We start from the raw sequence: 19,233 nt of genomic DNA, 5'->3' as shown, positions 1-19,233 counted from the left end.
GGTCTAAGTCTTACTCCATTGAGGATATTATGGCGCTACCACAACTATCAATATGGCAGCCCGGCGATGGGTTAAGAAAAATAAAGTATAAATATCATGTTTGTCTCATTGTCATATTCTCCGTCCTTATACGGTTGCTGTTTTTAACTGACCGCTACCTTTGGTGTGACGAAGCGTCCAGCGTGCTGATTAGTCGACATAGCGTAGATAATCTGCTATTCCATACCGCTTTTGACGTGCATCCCCCGCTTTATTATCTGTTACTGCATGACTGGATCATATTATTGGGTGATAGCATTGCAGCGGTACGCTCTCTCAGTCTACTCTTTGGGATCCTGACAGTTGTGCTGGTTATCGCGCTTACGCGATGGCTGGCAAATGAACGTACAGCCTTATTGGCGGGATGGTTCGCCGCCCTGATGCCGATGGCAGTTCATTACAGTCAAGAAACGCGCATGTACGCGTTAATGGGAATGCTAACGCTCGCTGCCGCGTTAGCATTGATGATGTGGATAAAAACACCCACCCATAATCGCTATCTTATCGCGTATGCTTTACTTATGACGTTCAGCTTTTACACCCATTATTTCACCCTATTTACACTTATTGCCCACTGGATCGCAGTAACAATATTATCCTGCCAAAGCCATAAAACGGCCTGCTACCTTAAACTTCCTGGCTGGTGGTTTGCTAACCTGGCGATTGCTGTCGCTTATCTCCCCTGGTTGCCCGTATTGTTTAATTTACTGACTCATCTGGCGCAGTTGAGAGCCGGTAATGATATCGGTTGGATTCCCCCCGTAACATGGCGTGACCTGCCTGCGATGTACTGGCATTTTTTTACCGGAAACAACGGACAGGGTTTTCCGTCGTTCATTCTGTGGCTGGCTGTGGGAGGTTTTATCGGTACTGTGGGGCGAATATCTTTATGCAACGGAGAAGATGAAAGATATCAGCTGATATTATTTTGTAATCTGGTCATCCCTGTAATGCTGGTCTTCATCATTTCCTGGTGGATGCCGTTATTTATCGATCGTTATTTCTTCTTCTCATCGCTGAGCATTCCTCCCCTGCTCGCGGTATTACTTACCCGCGCAAAAAAAGCGGTTTGTGGCTTCTGGTTTATCTTATTCACCTTATTATTCGGCTATGGTTCATATCATAATAACCCTGAGCACATAGACGAGTTTAAACCACTGGTAAACTATATTAATACCCGTCACCAGCCTAATGATGCCGTGGTAGTCAGTAAAATGTTCGATTATTTAAGTTATGTGTATTATAATAAGCGAGATTATCGTACGTTTCTTTATACACCGCCTAACGCTCATGGAACATCAGGCAGACCGAATGCCTATGGCTTTGGTTCACTGTTTTATGCGCAAGCCGATCAGACATATATTGATACTCTGACAACGCTTTCAAAAAGTTACCATCGTGTCTGGTTGGTAAGCGGCGGTAACTTTAGTCAGGATTATCCCTTGCCGTCAGAATGGCAAAATATCGCAAACTTCAGAAGTGGTAGATTTCAGGTACAGTTATTTGTAATACCGACTCAACAGGCGCGTCAAATGCAATGATTACCGTTTTTTATCCAGTGCAGTGATAAACAGTACTGCCACTGCCAGACCGCCTAAAAGTAAGGTCCAGCCAAACGCTTCAAAAACCTCAATCATATCGCCTCCAGGTAGGTGATATTAAATAAAGATGGCTATCTCAGCGTAACATTTAAAATATCAATTAATGTGCAATAATCGCTTTATGTGTTTGAATAAATATTGTTCTTCCTGCATTTAATTGCATTGTTATTATCAAAGGGCTTAATACTCGTACATCAACGATTATTAATTATCAGCTTATAATAATATGACTGTTCAATTCATTTATCAGCTATTATTATCCTCTATATTCTTTAAGATAGCCGCTTAATTCATAATATCTCCTTTATTCATCGCATTAAATTACTCACTCACCTGATTAATGCTTGCCTAACGATTGCTTCGTTGTTTTAATTCCAGCGCGAAATTATTTAGTGAGAGAACAATGAAGCATACACAACAATCAGGCGCAAAAGTCTATAACCCATTCACGCTTAGCTTATATGACTGGTGGGTACTCAATATCTCAAACAAATATGCATGGAAGTGTCCTACTGATACGCGACTACTTCCTTTCTTCCTGCATCACATGGGCGAGACTCACCTGGATATTGGCGTAGGTACAGGTTATTACCTGAAACATGCACCTGCGACTCATGCCATTTCGCTGATGGATTTAAATCCGGATAGCCTGAAAATAGCCGCCAGCCGAGTGGGTAATACGAAAATCCGCGCCACACTACAACACGATGTTTTCGACACGTTCCCGGCGGACTGGCACGGGCGCTTCGATTCCGTTTCGATGTACTATCTTCTGCACTGCTTACCCGGTGAGATGACAACAAAAGCGAAGGCAATTAAAAATGCCGGTATGGCGCTTAAACCCGGCGGCACACTTTTTGGCGCCACGATTCTGGGCAAAGAGGTTCCTCACAATGCTTTTGGTAAGAAATTAATGGCTGTTTATAACAAGAAAGGAATATTCAGTAATACCAATGATTCAGCCGATACGTTACGCAGCGTGTTGGACGAACATTTCGCTAAGGTGACTTTGGAGCAACATGGCGCCGTTGCGCTATTTTCCGCCACTACGCCACGCTCATCGTAAGTACAGGCACTTCCGAGCGGTCGGCAGCGCGATCATGTGGGTTTAACCCGTTGATTAAACATTGGATTACGGAATAGCAATTGCTTATTTTATTTGTCATACAAATAAGTATAATACCCGCTTCCGATGTAGACCCGTCCTCCTTCGCCTGCGTCACGGGTCCTGGTTAGACGCAGGCGTTTTCTGTATGGAATACGCCATCCCCTCTGATAGATGCCTTGTTTGCCTAAAGCAGTTAACCCCACCTGCGACAAACGTCATGCAGGACGGTCAGTCACGCTTACGCGGCATCATCCGTAACAACGTATTGTCTTTCCAGAAATAGTGATGCATCAAAGCAGCGATGGCATGAAGTCCAATAACAAAATAGCCCAGATTCGCCAGCGTGACGTGCCAGGATTTCAGCATATCTACGCGTTCAAAGTTAGCTTCGGCGGCATGCGGCATAGTAATGCCAAATGCGACCCAGGGATTGCCGCGGTTATACATCATGACCAGACCAATAACAGGCAGCGCGATAAATAACAGGTAAATCACCAGATGTCCCAAATGCGCCATTCCGGTCATCATCGGTTTTGGACGAGGAACAATGGGCGGCGTGGGATATTTCAGCCGAATAATCAAGCGCGCCACCATTAAAAGCAAAATAGTGATGCCACATGAAACATGCGTCATATTAAACCAGGGCCGATAACTACGCGGCGCAAAACCGCGTAGCTCCATCGCGGCGTAAGCCACAATAACCAGAAAAAAGACTAACCAGTGAATACCAATTTGCAGGCCGGAATACTTATTGCCCATAGCGCGTCCTGAATGAAAACCGTAAAGCGACAACATAACCAGCTTTTATAAATAATTCATCAAATTTATGAGTTGGTGGTCGCACTTGCCCGTTCACCCTCGCAAACGGGCGATTTTTAGCGTAAAGCTCTCTGTTCTAACGCACTGCGCAACGTAGTATCTGCCTGCAATACCTGCCATGCCTTTTCAATATCGCGTGGGATATCAACGTGAATGATAAAATCTTTACCACGCGGTCCATACCCTGTTTCATCGTCACGCAAACGTGGCAGCTCGCCGGCAATCAGAGACAGATAACGCTCCACCGTCCAGATGCCCTCTTCAACGTTGGCAAAATGTGTACCGCCGTTAAGGTGGCGCAGTACCGGAACAAAACCAGGAAAACTCAGCCAGCGCGGCGCATCGGTGTCGTCGTTTGTCACGCGCCGAAACGCCGCGATAGTGCGCCGCTGCATGGTGGGGTCTTGCACAACGATAGCCGTGTTAATGTTTTCTTTCGCCTGACGGATCAGTGCGCAGGAGAAACGGGCATTTTCGCCGCAATTAGTTGACCGATCTTCCAGCCAAATTTTCTCAGCCGGAATATGCCAGAACTGGTTCGCGATATCCGCGAGGATCGCGGCTTCAGCGCGTCCGGTTGTGCGAATAGTATGGTAGCGCGGATGCCGGGTAATCACGGCGTACAAAAACGGCGTTGAATGACCTATACCGCCGCTAATCAGTAAAGGAACGCCTTGCGCTTTGGCGATGCGACAGGCCGCGTCGATAGTGGGGATCACCGCATTGCCCGCCAGGACGACGCAATCCGACGAATAAGGTTGTTCGCCGGAAAAATCATTTTGCGCCAGCCACTGCCCGACGGTATTCACCGCCAGCAATGTTTCCGCAGAGAGCGCCGGAAATGGCGTTGTATTCATAATTCCTCCTTTTTGTTCCGAACTTGTACCGGATCTCTTTGAAAGGCATCGTCGCCTGGCTTTTTAGGCCGTAATCTGATCCATGGCCTGTAAAATACGCTTATCGGAAATAGGATAAGGCGTACCGAGCTGTTGGGCGAAATAACTGACACGCAGTTCTTCAATCATCCAACGGATCTCTTTAACATCATCATCTTCGCGACGCGCTGGAGGCAGTTTATTTATCCATTGTTGCCACGCCTGCTGGACGCTTTCGACTTTCAGCATTTGCGCCCGATCGCGGTGCGGATCGACAGCCAGTTTCTCCAGCCGCTTTTCAATTGCCTGCAGATAACGCAGCGTATCGCCGAGACGTTTAAAGCCGTTGCCAGTCACAAAACCACGGTATACCAGACCGCTCATCTGCGCCTTGATATCGGAAAGCCCCAACGCCATGCTCATATCCACCCGCCCTTTCAGACGCTTATTGATATTGAATACGGTCGTCAGGATCCGCTCAACCTGCTTCGCGATATCCACCACAGTATCATTCAGCTCGGCGCGTACCTTTTCGTGCAGCGCGGTGAAACCTGCTTCGTTCCACACCGGTCCGCCGTTGGCATCTATCAGCTTATCTACCCCGCAGGCGATACAGTCATCAATCAACTCCAGTACTTTGCCGTACGGGTTAAAGTACAGCCCCAGCTTGGCTTTATTCGGCAATTTCTCATGCAGATACTTAATCGGTGAAGGAATATTGAGCAACAACAGACGGCGTAAACCGCACCACATCGCCTGTTGTTGTTCCAGCGGATTATCAAACAATTTGATAGCGACGCTGTCACGCTCATCCACTAACGCCGGCCACGCCTTCACTTTATAATTACCGCGTTTCTGTTCGTAGCTTTCCGGCAGCTCGCCGAAACTCCAGATATGCAGCCCGCTCTGCTCAATGCCGTCATCCGCCACCGCCGAGAGCGTCTCCTGCACTTTGCCTTTCAGCGCATTTTTAAGCTCGGCGAGCGAACGCCCTTCCTGCAGTTTCTTGTTTTTGTCATTCACCACGCGAAACGTGATTTTCAGATGCTCGGGCACCTGATCCCAATGCCAGTCTTCCCGGTCGACCGTGACGCCGGTCATCCGGCGCAGTTCACGTTCCAGAGCGTCCAGCAGCGGCAGCTCCAGCGGCGTTACGCGACCTAAAAACGCTTCAGCATAGTTTGGCGCCGGAACAAAGTTGCGACGTACCGGTTTTGGCAACGATTTAATCAGCGCAATCACTAATTCACGGCGCAGCCCTGGGATCTGCCATTCAAAACCGCTCTCGTCAACCTGGTTAAGTAGCGGCAACGGAATATGGACGGTCACGCCGTCAGCATCCGCGCCCGGTTCAAACTGATAGCTCAAACGCAGCTTGAGATTGCCCTGGTGCCAGAAATTCGGGTAATCCAGTTTGCTGATTTTTTCCGCGCCTTCTTTAATCAGCATACTTTTTTCAAAGTTGAGCAGATCCGGCGTCTCGCGGCTGATTTTTTTCCACCAACTATCAAAGTGGCGGGCGGAAATAACGTCATGGCTAATACGCTGGTCATAAAACTCAAACAGGGTATCGTCATCCACCAGGATATCGCGGCGGCGAGATTTGTGCTCAAGTTCCTCGACTTCCGCACGCAATTTTAGATTCTCACGGAAGAAGGCGTGACGGGTTTGCCAGTCCCCCTCCACCAGCGCATGGCGGATAAACAACTCGCGACACAACGCCGGGTCAATCTGGCTGTAATTCACCTTGCGCGCGGCGACAATCGGCAGACCGTAGACAGTAACCTTTTCCGTCGCCATCACCGCGCCTTGCGCCCGCTCCCAGTGCGGTTCGCTATATGAACGTTTAATCAGGTGCTGGGCTACCGGTTCCACCCATTCTGGCTCAATGCGGGCAGCGATGCGCCCCCACAGGCGGCTGGTCTCCACCAGTTCTGCGACCATTGTCCATTTCGGCGGTTTTTTGAATAAACCGGAACCGGGGAAAATAGAGAATCGGGCGTTACGCGCGCCGGTGTACTCTTGTTTATCGGCATCTTTCATCCCGATATGCGACAACAGCCCCGTTAACAACGCAACGTGAATTTCCCGGTATTCTGCGGGTTCGCTGTTTACCGGAATCCCCAGTTCTTTTACCACCTGACGCAGTTGGGTATAGATATCCTGCCACTCACGCACGCGTAAATAGTTCAGATAGTCGGTGCGACACAGACGGCGGAATTGATTCGACGACAGGGCCTTTTGTTGCTCGCCGAGGTAATTCCACAGGTTAACAAACGCCAGAAAATCGGACTCCTTATCATGGAAACGCCGGTGTTTCTCATCGGAAGCCTGCTGCTTATCCACTGGGCGCTCGCGCGGATCCTGAATAGAGAGTGCGGAAGTAATGATCATCGCTTCGCGCACACAGCCATGTTTTTGCGCTTCCAGAACCATACGCGCCAGGCGCGGGTCGACCGGCAGCTGAGATAATTGTCGGCCCAGCGGCGTCAGCTTATATGCCGTTTGCTGTTCGTCGGCGGTAATCGCCCCCAGCTCTTCCAACAAACGCACGCCATCCTGAATATTGCGCTTATCCGGCGCTTCGACAAACGGGAAGGCGGCGATGTCACCCAGCCCCAGGGCGGTCATCTGCAAAATAACCGACGCCAGGTTGGTACGTAGAATTTCCGGGTCGGTAAATTCCGGACGTGACAAAAAGTCATCTTCCGAATACAGACGAATGCAAATCCCTTCCGATACGCGCCCGCAACGCCCTTTACGCTGGTTGGCGGAAGCCTGTGAGATCGGTTCAATCGGCAGGCGCTGCACTTTAGTGCGGTAGCTGTAGCGGCTGATGCGCGCAGTGCCAGGATCGATCACATACTTGATACCCGGCACCGTCAGCGAGGTTTCCGCCACGTTAGTCGCCAGCACGATACGGCGTCCGCTGTGCGACTGGAAAACGCGGTTCTGTTCGCTGTTCGACAAGCGTGCATACAGCGGCAACACTTCGGTATGCCGTAAGTTCAGCTTGTTCAGGGCGTCGGCGGTATCGCGGATTTCCCGCTCTCCGCTCATAAAAATCAGGATATCGCCGGGACTTTCACGCCCCAGTTCATCAACAGCGTCGAAAATTGCCTGTAGCTGATCGCGTTCAGTGTCGTCAGCCTCTTCCACGATGGGGCGATAACGAACTTCTACGGGATACGTTCGGCCAGAGACTTCAATAATCGGCGCGTTATTAAAGTGGCGCGAGAAGCGTTCCGGGTCGATGGTCGCAGAGGTAATAATCACTTTCAGATCGGGGCGACGCGGCAGAAGCTCTTTCAGATAGCCGAGCAAGAAGTCAATATTCAGGCTGCGTTCATGCGCTTCATCAATAATGATGGTGTCATACTGCATCAATAGCCTGTCCTGCTGGATTTCCGCCAGCAGGATACCGTCCGTCATCAGTTTGACCATGGTATTGCTACTGACATGATCGCTGAAACGAACTTTATAGCCGATGCAGCCGCCTGGCTCCGTTTGCAATTCTTCGGCAATGCGGTTAGCGACGGTGCGCGCCGCCAGGCGACGCGGTTGAGTATGTCCAATAAGTCCTTTAATTCCGCGTCCCAGTTCCATACAAATTTTCGGCAACTGGGTGGTTTTACCGGAACCGGTTTCCCCTGCCACGATCACTACCTGATGATCGCGGATCGCTTCCAGAATGTCCTGTTTCTTCTGGCTAACAGGCAGATTTTGCGGATAAGTGATTGAGGGGCGCGCCGCTTCGCGGAGAGCGACCTGCGCCGCAGCCTGTTCAATTTCTTTCGCCATCGTCTGGAAAATGGCCTGTTGCGCATCAGGATTTTTTACTTTCTTTACGCCATGCAGGCGGCGCGCAAAGCGCTGTTTGTCGCGCAGCATCAGTGCATCCAGCCGCTGCTGTAACACCTGAAGCGTCAACATAGATTGTTCAGTCATAAAGCTCTTGGGCAGCATTCTGCCTGTTTAAAATCGTTTTAAATGATAGGTATAGAGTACCACATTGGGGCTTTTTTTGTGTTGTTCAATAATTTCGAACAAAGGGTTCGATATATTGCGCTATCCCTGCGACATATTTGTGAATAAAGTGTCAACAAGCAACGGGGCACGCCCCTTCAAACACATAAAAGGAAACACCCATGAGCAAGGTATTAGTTCTTAAATCCAGTATTCTGGCAGGGTACTCTCAGTCTGGTCAGTTGACTGACTATTTTATTGAACAATGGCGCGAAAAACACGTCGCAGATGAAATTACTGTCCGCGATCTGGCGGCCAACCCTGTTCCGGTGCTGGATGGCGAGCTGGTGGGCGCGATGCGTCCGGGCGATGCACCTTTAACGCCACGTCAGCAGGACGCTCTGGCGCTGTCTGATGAACTCATTGCTGAACTGAAAGCCCACGACGTCATCGTTATTGCGGCGCCGATGTACAATTTCAATATCCCGACGCAGCTGAAAAACTACTTTGATCTGATTGCCCGCGCCGGTATCACTTTCCGCTATACCGAAAAAGGCCCGGAAGGTCTGGTAACCGGTAAACGCGCGGTGGTTCTCTCCAGCCGCGGCGGTATCCATAAAGACACCCCGACGGATTTGATTGCGCCTTACCTGAAAGTGTTCCTTGGTTTTATCGGTATTACCGACGTGAATTTTGTCTTTGCCGAAGGCATCGCCTACGGGCCGGAAGTGGCGGCTAAAGCCCAGGCCGATGCAAAAGCCGCGATTGACAGCGTAGTGGCCGCTTAAATATTTTTGCCTCCCGTTTCGACGGGAGGTGATTTCTTCGGTTCGTAGCGCAAATATCCTACCACGCCGCTACTGCCGCCATCGCTGGGATGCGTTACCCCATCATTGACTTCAACGCAGGCGAAATCAAAAGGCGACACATTTTCGATGCACGCCACATTGACCCCATATTGATCGGGATTGGATCGACGCTGATGAAAAGTATATATCCCGCATACCGAACAGAAAAAATGCACCGCCTTGCCCGTATTGAAGCGATATTCGGTAAGCTTATCCTGCCCTTTTAGCACTTTAATACCCGACAGCGGCGCAGACACTGCCACTGCTCCGCGCATCCGGCAAAACGAACAGTTGCAGCGCCTGGCGGTATGAAAGCCATCGCTAAGTTGAACGGTAAACACGACGCTGCCACAATGGCAGGCAGCAGATAATTTTTCAGACGTCATACCTGGTTACTCTCGCGAATAGTGATACCAGTCGACAGTATAGAAATAGCCTTCCGGTTCGCCTAATGTAAATACGACCTTCGTATTCAAAAATTACCCATATAAAAATGCATTTTGCGGTAAAAAAATTGTCGGGAAGCGGTTATTTACGCATCCATTTGCCATTAATTCCCTGGACATATTCTCCCGGCCTGGCGCGCTCAACCAGTTTTTGCCCTGCCATCTTCGCCACCTCGTCCACGGGAAGATGATTGCTATCCGCTAACTGCTGATAACTGGCGCGGCGGGCATGATTAATATCAAGCACCAGCTTCTGGGTTTCGGCATCATTCTTTAAGGCCACCAGATAGCCATTCAGCGTTTCCCCGACCCGGCCCTGCGTGCGCGCTTCGTCCAGGGTTAAGGCCCACACAGAAGGTGTGAGCAAGCTCAGCGTCAGCACCCATAGTATTAAATACTTTTTCATTATGGCCTCAAAATAGATCGCTGCGTGATTTCAGGAGTTCTTCAACATCTTTATCGACTTTGATATGTATTTCATGCTCGATCTTTACATTCATGTTGATGGTAATCGGCTGTTCCGGCGCGGCGACTTCAATACGTGGCGTGCAGCCCACCACGATAAATGACGCAAGCGCTGACAGCATGGCAATACTCATTTTCATTATTTATCCTCACAGTCCTTGTCTTTCCGGCAAGGAGGTTGCGGCAACGCTGTATTTTGTTCAAGCCATGCCTGTAAATTGTCGCCAAAACGCAAACTGCGCCACAGCGTAAACACATTTTCTTCATGGGTATAGTTCAAGTTAACGATCGCGGTTTTACCATCTACCCGGCTTTTGCCGGTAATAGCCGCCTGCATCGTTAGTACGCCCAGGTTATCAACGTTAATTTTCGTCCACGAATGCGTAATCTCCATATAACGTAGCCAGTTGATCGCCGAGCCTGCCGTGACATTATCCTTCACCACCGCATCCGCAGTATCTTTATCGATACGCAACGTCATTGGCCCAGGATTCGTAAGCCAGCCATCTTTGATTATCCATTTTTCATTGTTCAGCCACAGCGGCAGCGCGCCGCTGACCGGACCAGACATGGCGAATTGCTTTGGATTTATGGCGCTAATCAATTCGCTGGATGAAATATTTTGCACCCGCAAAAGCGCCGGGTCGTGCTGCGGCATTCGCAACTGTTTCATAATGATTTGACCGCCCAGCACGTCTACGCTGACATCGCTTAGCAGTAATGGATTCGACTCGCTCCAGGGATAACCGCCCTGTAAATCAGCGGTGATATTTTTCGCCGTGACCTGGTTAACTATCCCGGCGATACGCAGCGAGACGGGCCCGCGCGTCCCCAATTGCCACGCGCCGTTGTGGAAGCGAAATGGCAGAATGAAATCGACGCCGTTGATTTTGTTATCAGGCATCCAGGCGCTGCCGCCTTTTAACACGCCGTGTCCACCTGCTTCAAATCCCTGCCCCTGCGCAGCGGAAAAAGCCACCTGCGCATACAGTGAGCCTTTGCGCAGCGTCATTTTCCAGTCCGGTGGAAGCAACGGCTGGAAAACGATAAGCGACTGCTTCGGCCACCAGGCCTGTCCACGAAGGCGTTCGCCATCCCAGCGCCCATTCAGCCGTACCGGCCCTATCGCCCCCGCCCGAAGGTCGCCTTTAAACTGGAACAGGGTTGGCTCTCGCCCTTCAACGCTAAAATTAAGGGTAGAAGGCGGCAGCACGCTCCCACTGGTAAATACGGTTTTCCCCGCCACCAGAGACAGCGCGCCCTGTAGCGACGGCGTTGTGGCGTCGCGAACCCAGACAATAGGTTTATTCAGCGCCAGTCTTGGCGATGTGACAGTCATTGCGCCATAGTGCAACTGATCAAAACCGGTGGACAAACTGGTCAACCTGATGGTGTTATCATGCCATTCGCCCTGTCCGGCAATATCCCAGTGGGCGCGCATTGGCGTAAAGCTTCCTTGCCCCCAATAGCGCCACCGCCAGCGACCAGCATCAGGGAGAAAATCATTCGCCAGGCCATCAAGATGAAGAACGAAATCGCCCATCTCATTTTCGTGCGCCCGTAAAATAGCCTGTAATCGACCATCAACGCCGCGCGGCGTCACCTTAACGCCCGCCAGCGGCCAACGAATTTCATCAATATCTAACGCATCAATCACTCGCCCACGTGAGCGTAGCAATGCGCCAGGTGCAAAGGTGAGCTGCGGATCGGCCAGACTGCCGCGGAACATAGCGGGCAAGACGGCATAAAAGATTAAATCCTTCTGTTTAGCCTCGCCGGTAAGCTGTAGAGGCATCTCACTGCTATCCATGCTGAGTTTTCCCGGGCCGATAGTCAGTACAGCGTTCGCTTTACCGGCATCGCCCTGGGTCAGAATATTCAGGCGTCCGCTGACTTGCGCATTATCCGGCCCGGCTTGCCAGTTATCGATATTAAAAGCCAGACGTCCGCTCAAGGGGAATCCCTGATATGGCCAGTTCCAGCGGCCATCGCTGATGGTAAGCCGCTGACGCGTTACCGCCCAGGGGAGATCGAGAATCGGGTCAGGATTACCTCGCGCCATCACGATGAGCTGTCCGGCGTTATCACGCCACTCCAGTTCCGCATCCACCAGCGACGGTTCCTGCGGCAGACGCAAGGTCGCTGCCGCATGACCGCTGACCGGCAGGCCATCCGGTACCAGCGGCAACACAAATTCCCCCGCCAGGCTAACGGGAGGCTGGTTGGCCAGCGCGGCGATCTCCAGTTGGCTCACCGTCAATGCCTGACCGCGTAGCTGCCCTTGAAATTTTACTTTTTCGCCCTGATAACGTATCTGCTGAATGACCGGCGTCATGGAGATCGCCAGCTTGCCCTGCCATTCCGGCCAGGGCGCGAGAATGACATTATCGATGTTAATCCAGGTATTGGGCAGCATTGACTGCCACTGCGCCAGCGTACGCGGCGCGGCGGGGGAAGCTTCCGTAGCGGGCAGTTTCGCCAGGCACGCGGCATCCAGTTTGAGGCTTTTAATATTCAGCAACCAACGGCTGGGATGCGTCAGTTCCGCCTGGGTAATATGCGCTAACGAACAATCATTGACCAGATAGCGAAGATCGGGAATCACTAACCCATGACGTGTCAGGCGTGGACTTTGTTCCAGAGCGATACGGGTACCGACGGGTAGCCAAATTCCCGCCAGAGTGGGAACCCACAGCCCGAGGGTCATCAGTAGCGTCAGAGGGATAAGAATCAGCAGTAACAGTAGCGCAAGGGCGGCTTTATATTTACCCTTCATGGGCCATTAATTTCCTGATTTAACGAAAAATTCAGTCGGCTATCTCTTTATTTTGGCATGATTGCCCGTACATAGCCTAATAGTTCATGTTGCAGGGGCGCCCTCCGGCTATTTGAGGCGTTGTGGAGAATGATAACCTAAAATTATTCATTATATGTATGACTATCAATTATTTTTGATTTTTTGTAAGATAATTTTAAGCATATTTGTGTGATTCAAACATCACTGGAGAAGGTCATATGAAACTCGCCGTCTATAGTACCAAACAGTATGACAAGAAATATCTACAGCAAGTGAACGAAGCGTTCGGTTTTGAACTGGAATTTTTTGATTTTCTGCTAACCGAGAAAACGGCGAAAACCGCCAATGGATGTGAAGCAGTTTGTATCTTCGTGAATGACGACGGGAGCCGACCGGTACTGGAAGAGCTGAAAAAACACGGCGTGAAATACATCGCGCTGCGTTGCGCCGGATTTAATAATGTCGACCTGGATGCCGCTAAAGAGCTCGGTTTGCAGGTGGTCCGCGTGCCGGCTTATTCTCCGGAAGCCGTCGCTGAACATGCGATTGGCATGATGATGACATTGAACCGCCGTATTCACCGCGCTTATCAACGCACCCGCGACGCTAACTTTTCCCTTGAGGGACTGACCGGCTTTACCATGCACGGAAAAACCGCTGGCGTCATTGGTACCGGTAAAATCGGCGTCGCCGCGCTGCGTATCCTGAAAGGCTTTGGAATGCGTTTACTGGCGTTTGATCCCTATCCCAGCACCGCCGCGCTTGATCTCGGCGTCGAGTATGTGGATCTGCAAACGTTGTTTGCCGAATCGGATGTCATTTCCCTGCACTGCCCGCTCACGCCGGAAAACTACCATTTACTGAACCATGCAGCATTCGATCAAATGAAAAATGGCGTTATGGTCATTAATACCAGTCGTGGCGCGCTGATTGATTCCCAGGCGGCTATCGAAGCTCTGAAGAATCAGAAAATCGGCTCGCTGGGGATGGATGTGTATGAAAACGAACGCGACCTGTTCTTTGAAGATAAGTCAAACGATGTTATCCAGGATGATGTTTTCCGCCGTCTGTCGGCCTGCCATAACGTACTGTTTACGGGGCACCAGGCATTCCTGACCGCAGAAGCGCTGATCAGCATCTCTGAAACCACGTTACAAAACTTAAGCCAGCTTGAGAAGGGCGAAGGCTGCCCGAACGCGCTGTTCTAATCCTGTCGCTCCCCTGCGCTCAGGGGAGCATTTTCGGATAACCCCTGAAGATCTATCCGGTCATATCATTACTATAGTCAGTGTTAACTATCAGATTACAGAGAATATCAATGAAGAAAATCGTCACGCTGGTCGCCCTGAGCATCATAATGACAGGGTGTGTGAGCAGTGGAAAAGTGTCCGTCAAACGCGAGCAACTGGAGCACCACCGCTTTGTTCTGGAAAGCGTAAACGGTAAAACGGTCACCGGCCCGGAGCTCAGCTTTGGCGAGGACATGACGGTATCCGGCAAAATGTGCAATCAATTCACCGGCGAAGGAAAACTATCGGACGGCGAATTAAAAGTGAAAAATTTAGCGATGACCCGAATGATGTGCGCCGATCCGCAGCTTAATGCGCTGGACGGCACCCTCAGCGAACTCTTCAGCAAAGGCGCGCAGGTCGATTTAACCGCGAACCAATTAACGCTGGCGACGGCAGAAACAACGCTAATGTATAAACTGGCGGATTTAGCGCACTAAGCCATTAAGTGAAAAGTTATACGCGTCAGGCGAAACGCCGCGCTTAATAACTCCCGCAGCTTCCGGCGGCAAGCGACTGTTCGCTACAACGTTTGCCGTTGGGTAGCGCGCACATACCAATTACTGAACCATCAAGCTGCCGGGCCGCTGAAAGCGAACCGCCAATCATAGCGCAATTCGCTTCGCCGGCGCTGGACATCGCCGCTTTCATCCCTGGCGAAACATGCGCCGCGGTTGCCTGCTGAACAGGTTCGCTACTGCAAGCCGACAATAATAACGCGGCACATCCCACCCAAAACGCTGCGCGCATTTCTCTCCCCTCTGTTTATTCATCCAAACGACACCGCCCTAAATAATAGGCAGCAGAAACTGACGCGTCGAGAGGCAAAGCGCGCATTTATGCGCTTCATTAACATTTATTGGCAATTTTTTACGTCTTTTCGGCAAGAAATCGTCATTCTCCTCCCGCCAGGGACACAAAAGCGAAAATGGGGCTTGAAGGGCTTTGCTAAAATAAAAGGATAACTACAGGATGCGCTCACGATTATGCGTGTCCCTCTTTTTTGCGCAATGTAAGGGTGTCATATGCAAACAATTGACGGTAATGGCGCGGTAGCGTCGGTGGCGTTCCGTACCAGCGAGGTTATCGCCATTTACCCGATTACGCCCAGTTCAACAATGGCTGAACAAGCGGATGCCTGGGCCGGTAATGGGCTTAAAAATGTCTGGGGCGATACGCCGCGTGTGGTAGAGATGCAGTCGGAAGGCGGCGCGATCGCCGCCGTTCACGGTGCGTTACAAACCGGTTCGCTTTCCACGTCATTTACATCATCGCAGGGGCTGCTGCTGATGATTCCAACGCTGTATAAACTGGCGGGGCAGCTCACGCCGTTTGTACTGCACGTTGCCGCGCGCACCGTCGCCACACACGCGCTTTCTATTTTTGGCGACCATTCCGATGTGATGGCGGTCCGCCAGACAGGCTGCGCGATGTTATGCGCCGCCAGCGTTCAGGAAGCGCAGGATTTTGCGCTGATCGCACACAGGGCTACGCTGAAAAGCCGCGTTCCGTTTATTCATTTTTTTGATGGCTTCCGTACATCGCATGAAATCAACAAAATTATACCGCTAACGGATGAAACCATTCTGAACCTGATGCCGCAGGCGGAGATCGACGCTCACCGCGCCCGCGCGCTGAATCCGGAACATCCGGTGATTCGTGGAACTTCAGCGAATCCGGACACCTACTTCCAGTCTCGCGAAGCGACCAACCCGTGGTACAACGCCGTTTATGATCATGTTGAAGAGGCGATGAAGGCATTTGGCGACGCTACGGGCCGTCAGTACCAGCCATTTGAATATTATGGCCATCCCCAGGCTGAACGCGTCATCATTATGATGGGCTCCGCCCTCGGCACCTGCGAAGAGGTCGTGGACGAGCTACTGATACGCGGAGAAAAGGTCGGCGTTCTGAAAGTCCGTCTGTTCCGCCCCTTCTCCGCCAAACATTTGTTACAGGCATTACCGGAAACCGTTCGCGCTATCGCCGTGCTGGATCGCACCAAAGAGCCTGGCGCGCAGGCCGAGCCGCTTTATCTGGACGTGATGACCGCACTGGCGGAGGCCTTTAATAATGGCGAGCGCGAAACATTGCCGCGCACCATTGGCGGCCGTTATGGGCTATCATCCAAAGAGTTCGGCCCGGCGTGCGTACTGGCGGTCTTTAATGAACTCAGCCGCGCGAAACCCAAACCACGGTTTACGGTGGGCATTTATGATGACGTCACTAATCTCTCGCTGCCATTACCGGAAAATACCCTGCCCGGCAGCGCTAAACTGGAAGCGTTATTTTACGGTCTGGGAAGCGACGGTAGCGTATCCGCCACGAAAAATAATATTAAAATTATCGGTAATTCTACGCCGTGGTATGCGCAAGGTTATTTCGTTTATGACTCTAAAAAAGCTGGCGGGCTCACGGTATCGCACCTGCGCGTCAGCGAAAAACCCATTCGTTCCGCTTACTTAATTGCTCAGGCGGATTTTGTCGGCTGCCATCAATTACAGTTTATCGATAAATATCAGATGGCGGAGCGTCTAAAGCCCGGCGGTATCTTTCTGCTTAATACGCCGTACAGCGCCGACGAGGTCTGGTCGCGTCTGCCGCAAGAAGTTCAGGCGGTGTTGAATCAGAAAAAGGCGCGTTTTTACGTGGTTAACGCGGCGAAAATCGCCCGCGAATGTGGACTTGGCGCCCGCATCAATACCGTCATGCAAATGGCTTTCTTCCACCTGACGCATATTCTTCCGGGCGATAGCGCCCTGGTTGAGCTGCAGGGCGCGATTGCCAAAAGCTATAGCAGCAAAGGTCAGGATCTGGTTGAGCGTAACTGGCAGGCATTGGCTCTGGCGCAGGAATCGCTGGCGGAAGTGCCGTTGCAGGCGGTTAATCCGCATAGCGCGCATCGCCCGCCGGTCGTCTCCGACGCCGCGCCGGATTTCGTGAAAACCGTTACCGCCGCCATGTTGGCGGGCCTCGGCGACGCATTGCCTGTTTCCGCGCTGCCGCCGGACGGAACATGGCCAATGGGCACCACCCGCTGGGAAAAACGCAATATCGCCGAAGAGATTCCTGTCTGGAAAGAGGAACTGTGTACACAATGTAATCACTGCGTCGCCGCCTGCCCTCACTCGGCGATTCGTGCAAAAGTCGTTTCCCCGCAGGCGATGGAGAACGCGCCAGCCAGTCTGCATTCGCTGGACGTGAAGTCCCGCGATATGCGCGGCCAGAAATATGTGCTGCAGGTCGCGCCGGAAGACTGTACTGGCTGTAATTTATGCGTAGAGGTCTGCCCGGCTAAAGATCGGCAAAATCCACAGATCAAGGCGATTAACATGATGTCGCGCCTTGAGCATGTGGAAGAAGAGAAAGTGAATTATGACTTTTTCCTCGACTTACCGGAAATCGATCGCAGCAAACTGGAACGAATTGATATCCGCACATCGCAGCTTATTACGCCGCTGTTTGAATATTCCGGCGCCTGTTCCGGCTGCGGTGAAACGCCGTATATTAAACTGCTGACTCAGTTATATGGCGACAGAATGTTAATCGCTAACGCCACGGGGTGTTCCTCTATTTACGGCGGTAACTTACCCTCAACGCCTTATACCACCGATGCCAACGGACGCGGCCCGGCATGGGCGAATTCGTTATTTGAAGATAACGCGGAATTTGGTCTCGGTTTCCGTCTGAGCGTGGATCAGCACCGGGCGCGCGTCATGCGTTTACTGGCGCAATTCGCCGATCGCATTCCGGCGGAATTAAACGATGCGCTGCATGCCGAAGCAACGCCTGACGTTCGGCGTGAGCAGGTCGCCGCATTACGCCAACATCTGAAATCGGTTGCGGGCGCAGAGGAACTGTTAAAGGATGCTGATGCGCTGGTAGAAAAATCAATCTGGCTGATTGGCGGCGATGGTTGGGCATACGACATCGGCTTTGGCGGTTTAGACCATGTGTTAAGCCTGACGGAGAATGTCAATATTCTGGTTCTGGATACGCAGTGTTACTCCAATACTGGCGGCCAGGCGTCGAAGGCGACGCCGCTTGGCGCCGTCACTAAGTTTGGCGAACATGGCAAGCGTAAAGCCCGTAAAGATCTTGGCGTCAGCATGATGATGTATGGTCATGTTTATGTCGCGCAAATTTCGCTGGGCGCGCAGTTAAACCAGACGGTGAAAGCCATCCAGGAGGCCGAAGCCTGGCCAGGGCCGTCGCTGATCATTGCCTATAGCCCCTGTGAGGAACATGGTTACGATCTGGCGCTAAGCCATGACCAGATGCGCCAGTTAACGGCGACCGGTTTCTGGCCGTTATACCGCTTTGATCCCCGCCGTGCGGATGAAGGCAAGCCGCCGCTGGCGCTGGACTCTCGGCCACCGTCTGATGCCCTGGCGGAAACGTTGCTTAATGAACAGCGTTTCCGTCGCCTGAATGCGCAACAGCCTGAAGTAGCTAAACAATTATGGCGAGATGCCGCATTGGATTTGCAAAAACGCTATGACTTTCTTGCCTTGCTGGCAGGAAAAGCGGAAAAACCCGGCGCAGATTAAAAAATATTCTAAGGATTAACCTGGAAACAAAAAAAGCCCGAACATCCGTTCGGGCTTGTCAATTTATACGCTGGAAAGCAAAGGTTAACGCAATGGCCCAACGACAAAATGAATATGTGACAATAAAGGCATATAACAGGCGTAGAATATCGTAACCGAATGATATTGTATAATTTTTATTTCATATAATACCCCCAAAAGCATTCGTATAAATTATATCTATTTCACTGCGAATTATTTCATTAATTATTGAATTAAACGGTAACATCTCTTTTTAGGTCTTTCCTGACAAGGCAGAAATAACGTTTTAACGTCAACTCGCTGATTATTTACGTGGAATACGCGTAATATTACGTCGCCCTCCCCTGTAGGCAGTCCCCGCAGAGTATCGTGGAGCAGCACCTAAAATGTGACGTATGTCATTGTACAT

The 19,233-nt window shown here is 51.2% G+C and carries 15 protein-coding genes; 7 read left to right on the top strand and 8 right to left on the bottom strand.

Annotation, left to right across the window (positions count from 1 at the left end):
* The first annotated feature begins 29 nt into the window (after positions 1 to 29).
* Together ACH0VJ_RS01470 and ACH0VJ_RS01465 are read left to right on the top strand one after the other, a co-directional pair.
* The gene (locus ACH0VJ_RS01470) at positions 30 to 1,580 is read left to right on the top strand and encodes a glycosyltransferase family 39 protein (protein ID WP_001537477.1); all 1,551 of its coding nucleotides are present in this window, start codon (positions 30 to 32) and stop codon (positions 1,578 to 1,580) included.
* Between the two features lie 463 nt (positions 1,581 to 2,043).
* Positions 2,044 to 2,706: a class I SAM-dependent methyltransferase gene (locus ACH0VJ_RS01465; protein WP_001520112.1), complete on the top strand. Its 663-nt coding sequence runs from the start codon at positions 2,044 to 2,046 to the stop codon at positions 2,704 to 2,706.
* A 270-nt stretch (positions 2,707 to 2,976) separates the two neighbouring features.
* Here the strand turns inward: ACH0VJ_RS01465 and cybB are convergent, their stop codons facing one another.
* The 3 genes from cybB to hrpA all read right to left on the bottom strand — a co-directional run bounded on the left by cybB (position 2,977) and on the right by hrpA (position 8,390).
* The gene (gene cybB / locus ACH0VJ_RS01460; RefSeq protein ID WP_000527277.1) at positions 2,977 to 3,507 is read right to left on the bottom strand and encodes a cytochrome b561; all 531 of its coding nucleotides are present in this window, start codon (positions 3,505 to 3,507) and stop codon (positions 2,977 to 2,979) included.
* A 116-nt stretch (positions 3,508 to 3,623) separates the two neighbouring features.
* On the bottom strand, positions 3,624 to 4,424 hold the full coding sequence (locus ACH0VJ_RS01455; protein ID WP_001098512.1) for a YdcF family protein: 801 nt from the start codon (positions 4,422 to 4,424) through the stop codon (positions 3,624 to 3,626).
* Positions 4,425 to 4,487: 63 nt separating this feature from the next.
* Positions 4,488 to 8,390, bottom strand: coding sequence for an ATP-dependent RNA helicase HrpA (gene hrpA, locus ACH0VJ_RS01450; RefSeq protein WP_024133394.1), 3,903 nt, complete (start codon positions 8,388 to 8,390; stop codon positions 4,488 to 4,490).
* Between the two features lie 200 nt (positions 8,391 to 8,590).
* Here hrpA and azoR point away from each other — a divergent pair, with 200 nt between their 5' ends.
* Positions 8,591 to 9,196: an FMN-dependent NADH-azoreductase gene (gene azoR, locus ACH0VJ_RS01445; RefSeq protein ID WP_000048924.1), complete on the top strand. Its 606-nt coding sequence runs from the start codon at positions 8,591 to 8,593 to the stop codon at positions 9,194 to 9,196.
* Here the strand turns inward: azoR and ACH0VJ_RS01440 are convergent.
* The 4 genes from ACH0VJ_RS01440 to ACH0VJ_RS01425 form a co-directional block, all read right to left on the bottom strand.
* On the bottom strand, positions 9,193 to 9,642 hold the full coding sequence (locus ACH0VJ_RS01440; protein ID WP_001518898.1) for a GFA family protein: 450 nt from the start codon (positions 9,640 to 9,642) through the stop codon (positions 9,193 to 9,195). The two genes, azoR and ACH0VJ_RS01440, sit on opposite strands and share 4 nt — an antisense overlap.
* A 142-nt stretch (positions 9,643 to 9,784) precedes the next feature.
* Positions 9,785 to 10,108: a YdbL family protein gene (locus tag ACH0VJ_RS01435; RefSeq protein WP_000760345.1), complete on the bottom strand. Its 324-nt coding sequence runs from the start codon at positions 10,106 to 10,108 to the stop codon at positions 9,785 to 9,787.
* Between the two features lie 7 nt (positions 10,109 to 10,115).
* The gene (locus ACH0VJ_RS01430; RefSeq protein ID WP_000784063.1) at positions 10,116 to 10,307 is read right to left on the bottom strand and encodes a YnbE family lipoprotein; all 192 of its coding nucleotides are present in this window, start codon (positions 10,305 to 10,307) and stop codon (positions 10,116 to 10,118) included.
* Positions 10,307 to 12,943 carry a YdbH family protein gene (locus tag ACH0VJ_RS01425; RefSeq protein WP_000677015.1) on the bottom strand — a complete coding sequence of 879 codons (2,637 nt, stop codon included), beginning with the start codon at positions 12,941 to 12,943 and terminating at the stop codon, positions 10,307 to 10,309. The genes ACH0VJ_RS01430 and ACH0VJ_RS01425 overlap by 1 nt, the downstream gene beginning before the upstream one ends.
* Positions 12,944 to 13,182: 239 nt before the next feature.
* On the opposite strand from ACH0VJ_RS01425, the gene ldhA reads away from it, so the two are divergent.
* Positions 13,183 to 14,172, top strand: a complete 990-nt coding sequence (gene ldhA, locus ACH0VJ_RS01420) for a D-lactate dehydrogenase (protein WP_000762207.1) — start codon at positions 13,183 to 13,185, stop codon at positions 14,170 to 14,172.
* Between the two features lie 110 nt (positions 14,173 to 14,282).
* Positions 14,283 to 14,693: a heat shock protein HslJ gene (gene hslJ / locus ACH0VJ_RS01415; RefSeq protein ID WP_000725242.1), complete on the top strand. Its 411-nt coding sequence runs from the start codon at positions 14,283 to 14,285 to the stop codon at positions 14,691 to 14,693.
* 43 nt (positions 14,694 to 14,736) lie between these two features.
* Here hslJ and ACH0VJ_RS01410 read toward each other — a convergent pair whose 3' ends face one another.
* Positions 14,737 to 15,003 carry a DUF333 domain-containing protein gene (locus tag ACH0VJ_RS01410; RefSeq protein ID WP_001200680.1) on the bottom strand — a complete coding sequence of 89 codons (267 nt, stop codon included), beginning with the start codon at positions 15,001 to 15,003 and terminating at the stop codon, positions 14,737 to 14,739.
* On the opposite strand from ACH0VJ_RS01410, the gene ACH0VJ_RS01405 reads away from it, so the two are divergent.
* Together ACH0VJ_RS01405 and nifJ are read left to right on the top strand one after the other, a co-directional pair.
* The gene (locus ACH0VJ_RS01405) at positions 14,907 to 15,218 is read left to right on the top strand and encodes a hypothetical protein (RefSeq protein WP_031602436.1); all 312 of its coding nucleotides are present in this window, start codon (positions 14,907 to 14,909) and stop codon (positions 15,216 to 15,218) included. The genes ACH0VJ_RS01410 and ACH0VJ_RS01405 overlap by 97 nt on opposite strands.
* A 60-nt stretch (positions 15,219 to 15,278) precedes the next feature.
* Positions 15,279 to 18,803, top strand: coding sequence for a pyruvate:ferredoxin (flavodoxin) oxidoreductase (nifJ, locus tag ACH0VJ_RS01400; protein ID WP_001193253.1), 3,525 nt, complete (start codon positions 15,279 to 15,281; stop codon positions 18,801 to 18,803).
* The last annotated feature ends 430 nt before the right edge of the window (positions 18,804 to 19,233 follow it).

Source organism: Salmonella sp. 2020_1459 (assembly GCF_043847915.1).
GTDB classification, from domain to species: Bacteria; Pseudomonadota; Gammaproteobacteria; order Enterobacterales; family Enterobacteriaceae; genus Salmonella; species Salmonella enterica.
The sequence above is the reverse complement of the archived record's forward strand: the minus strand, read 5'-3'. Positions and strand labels throughout refer to the sequence as shown.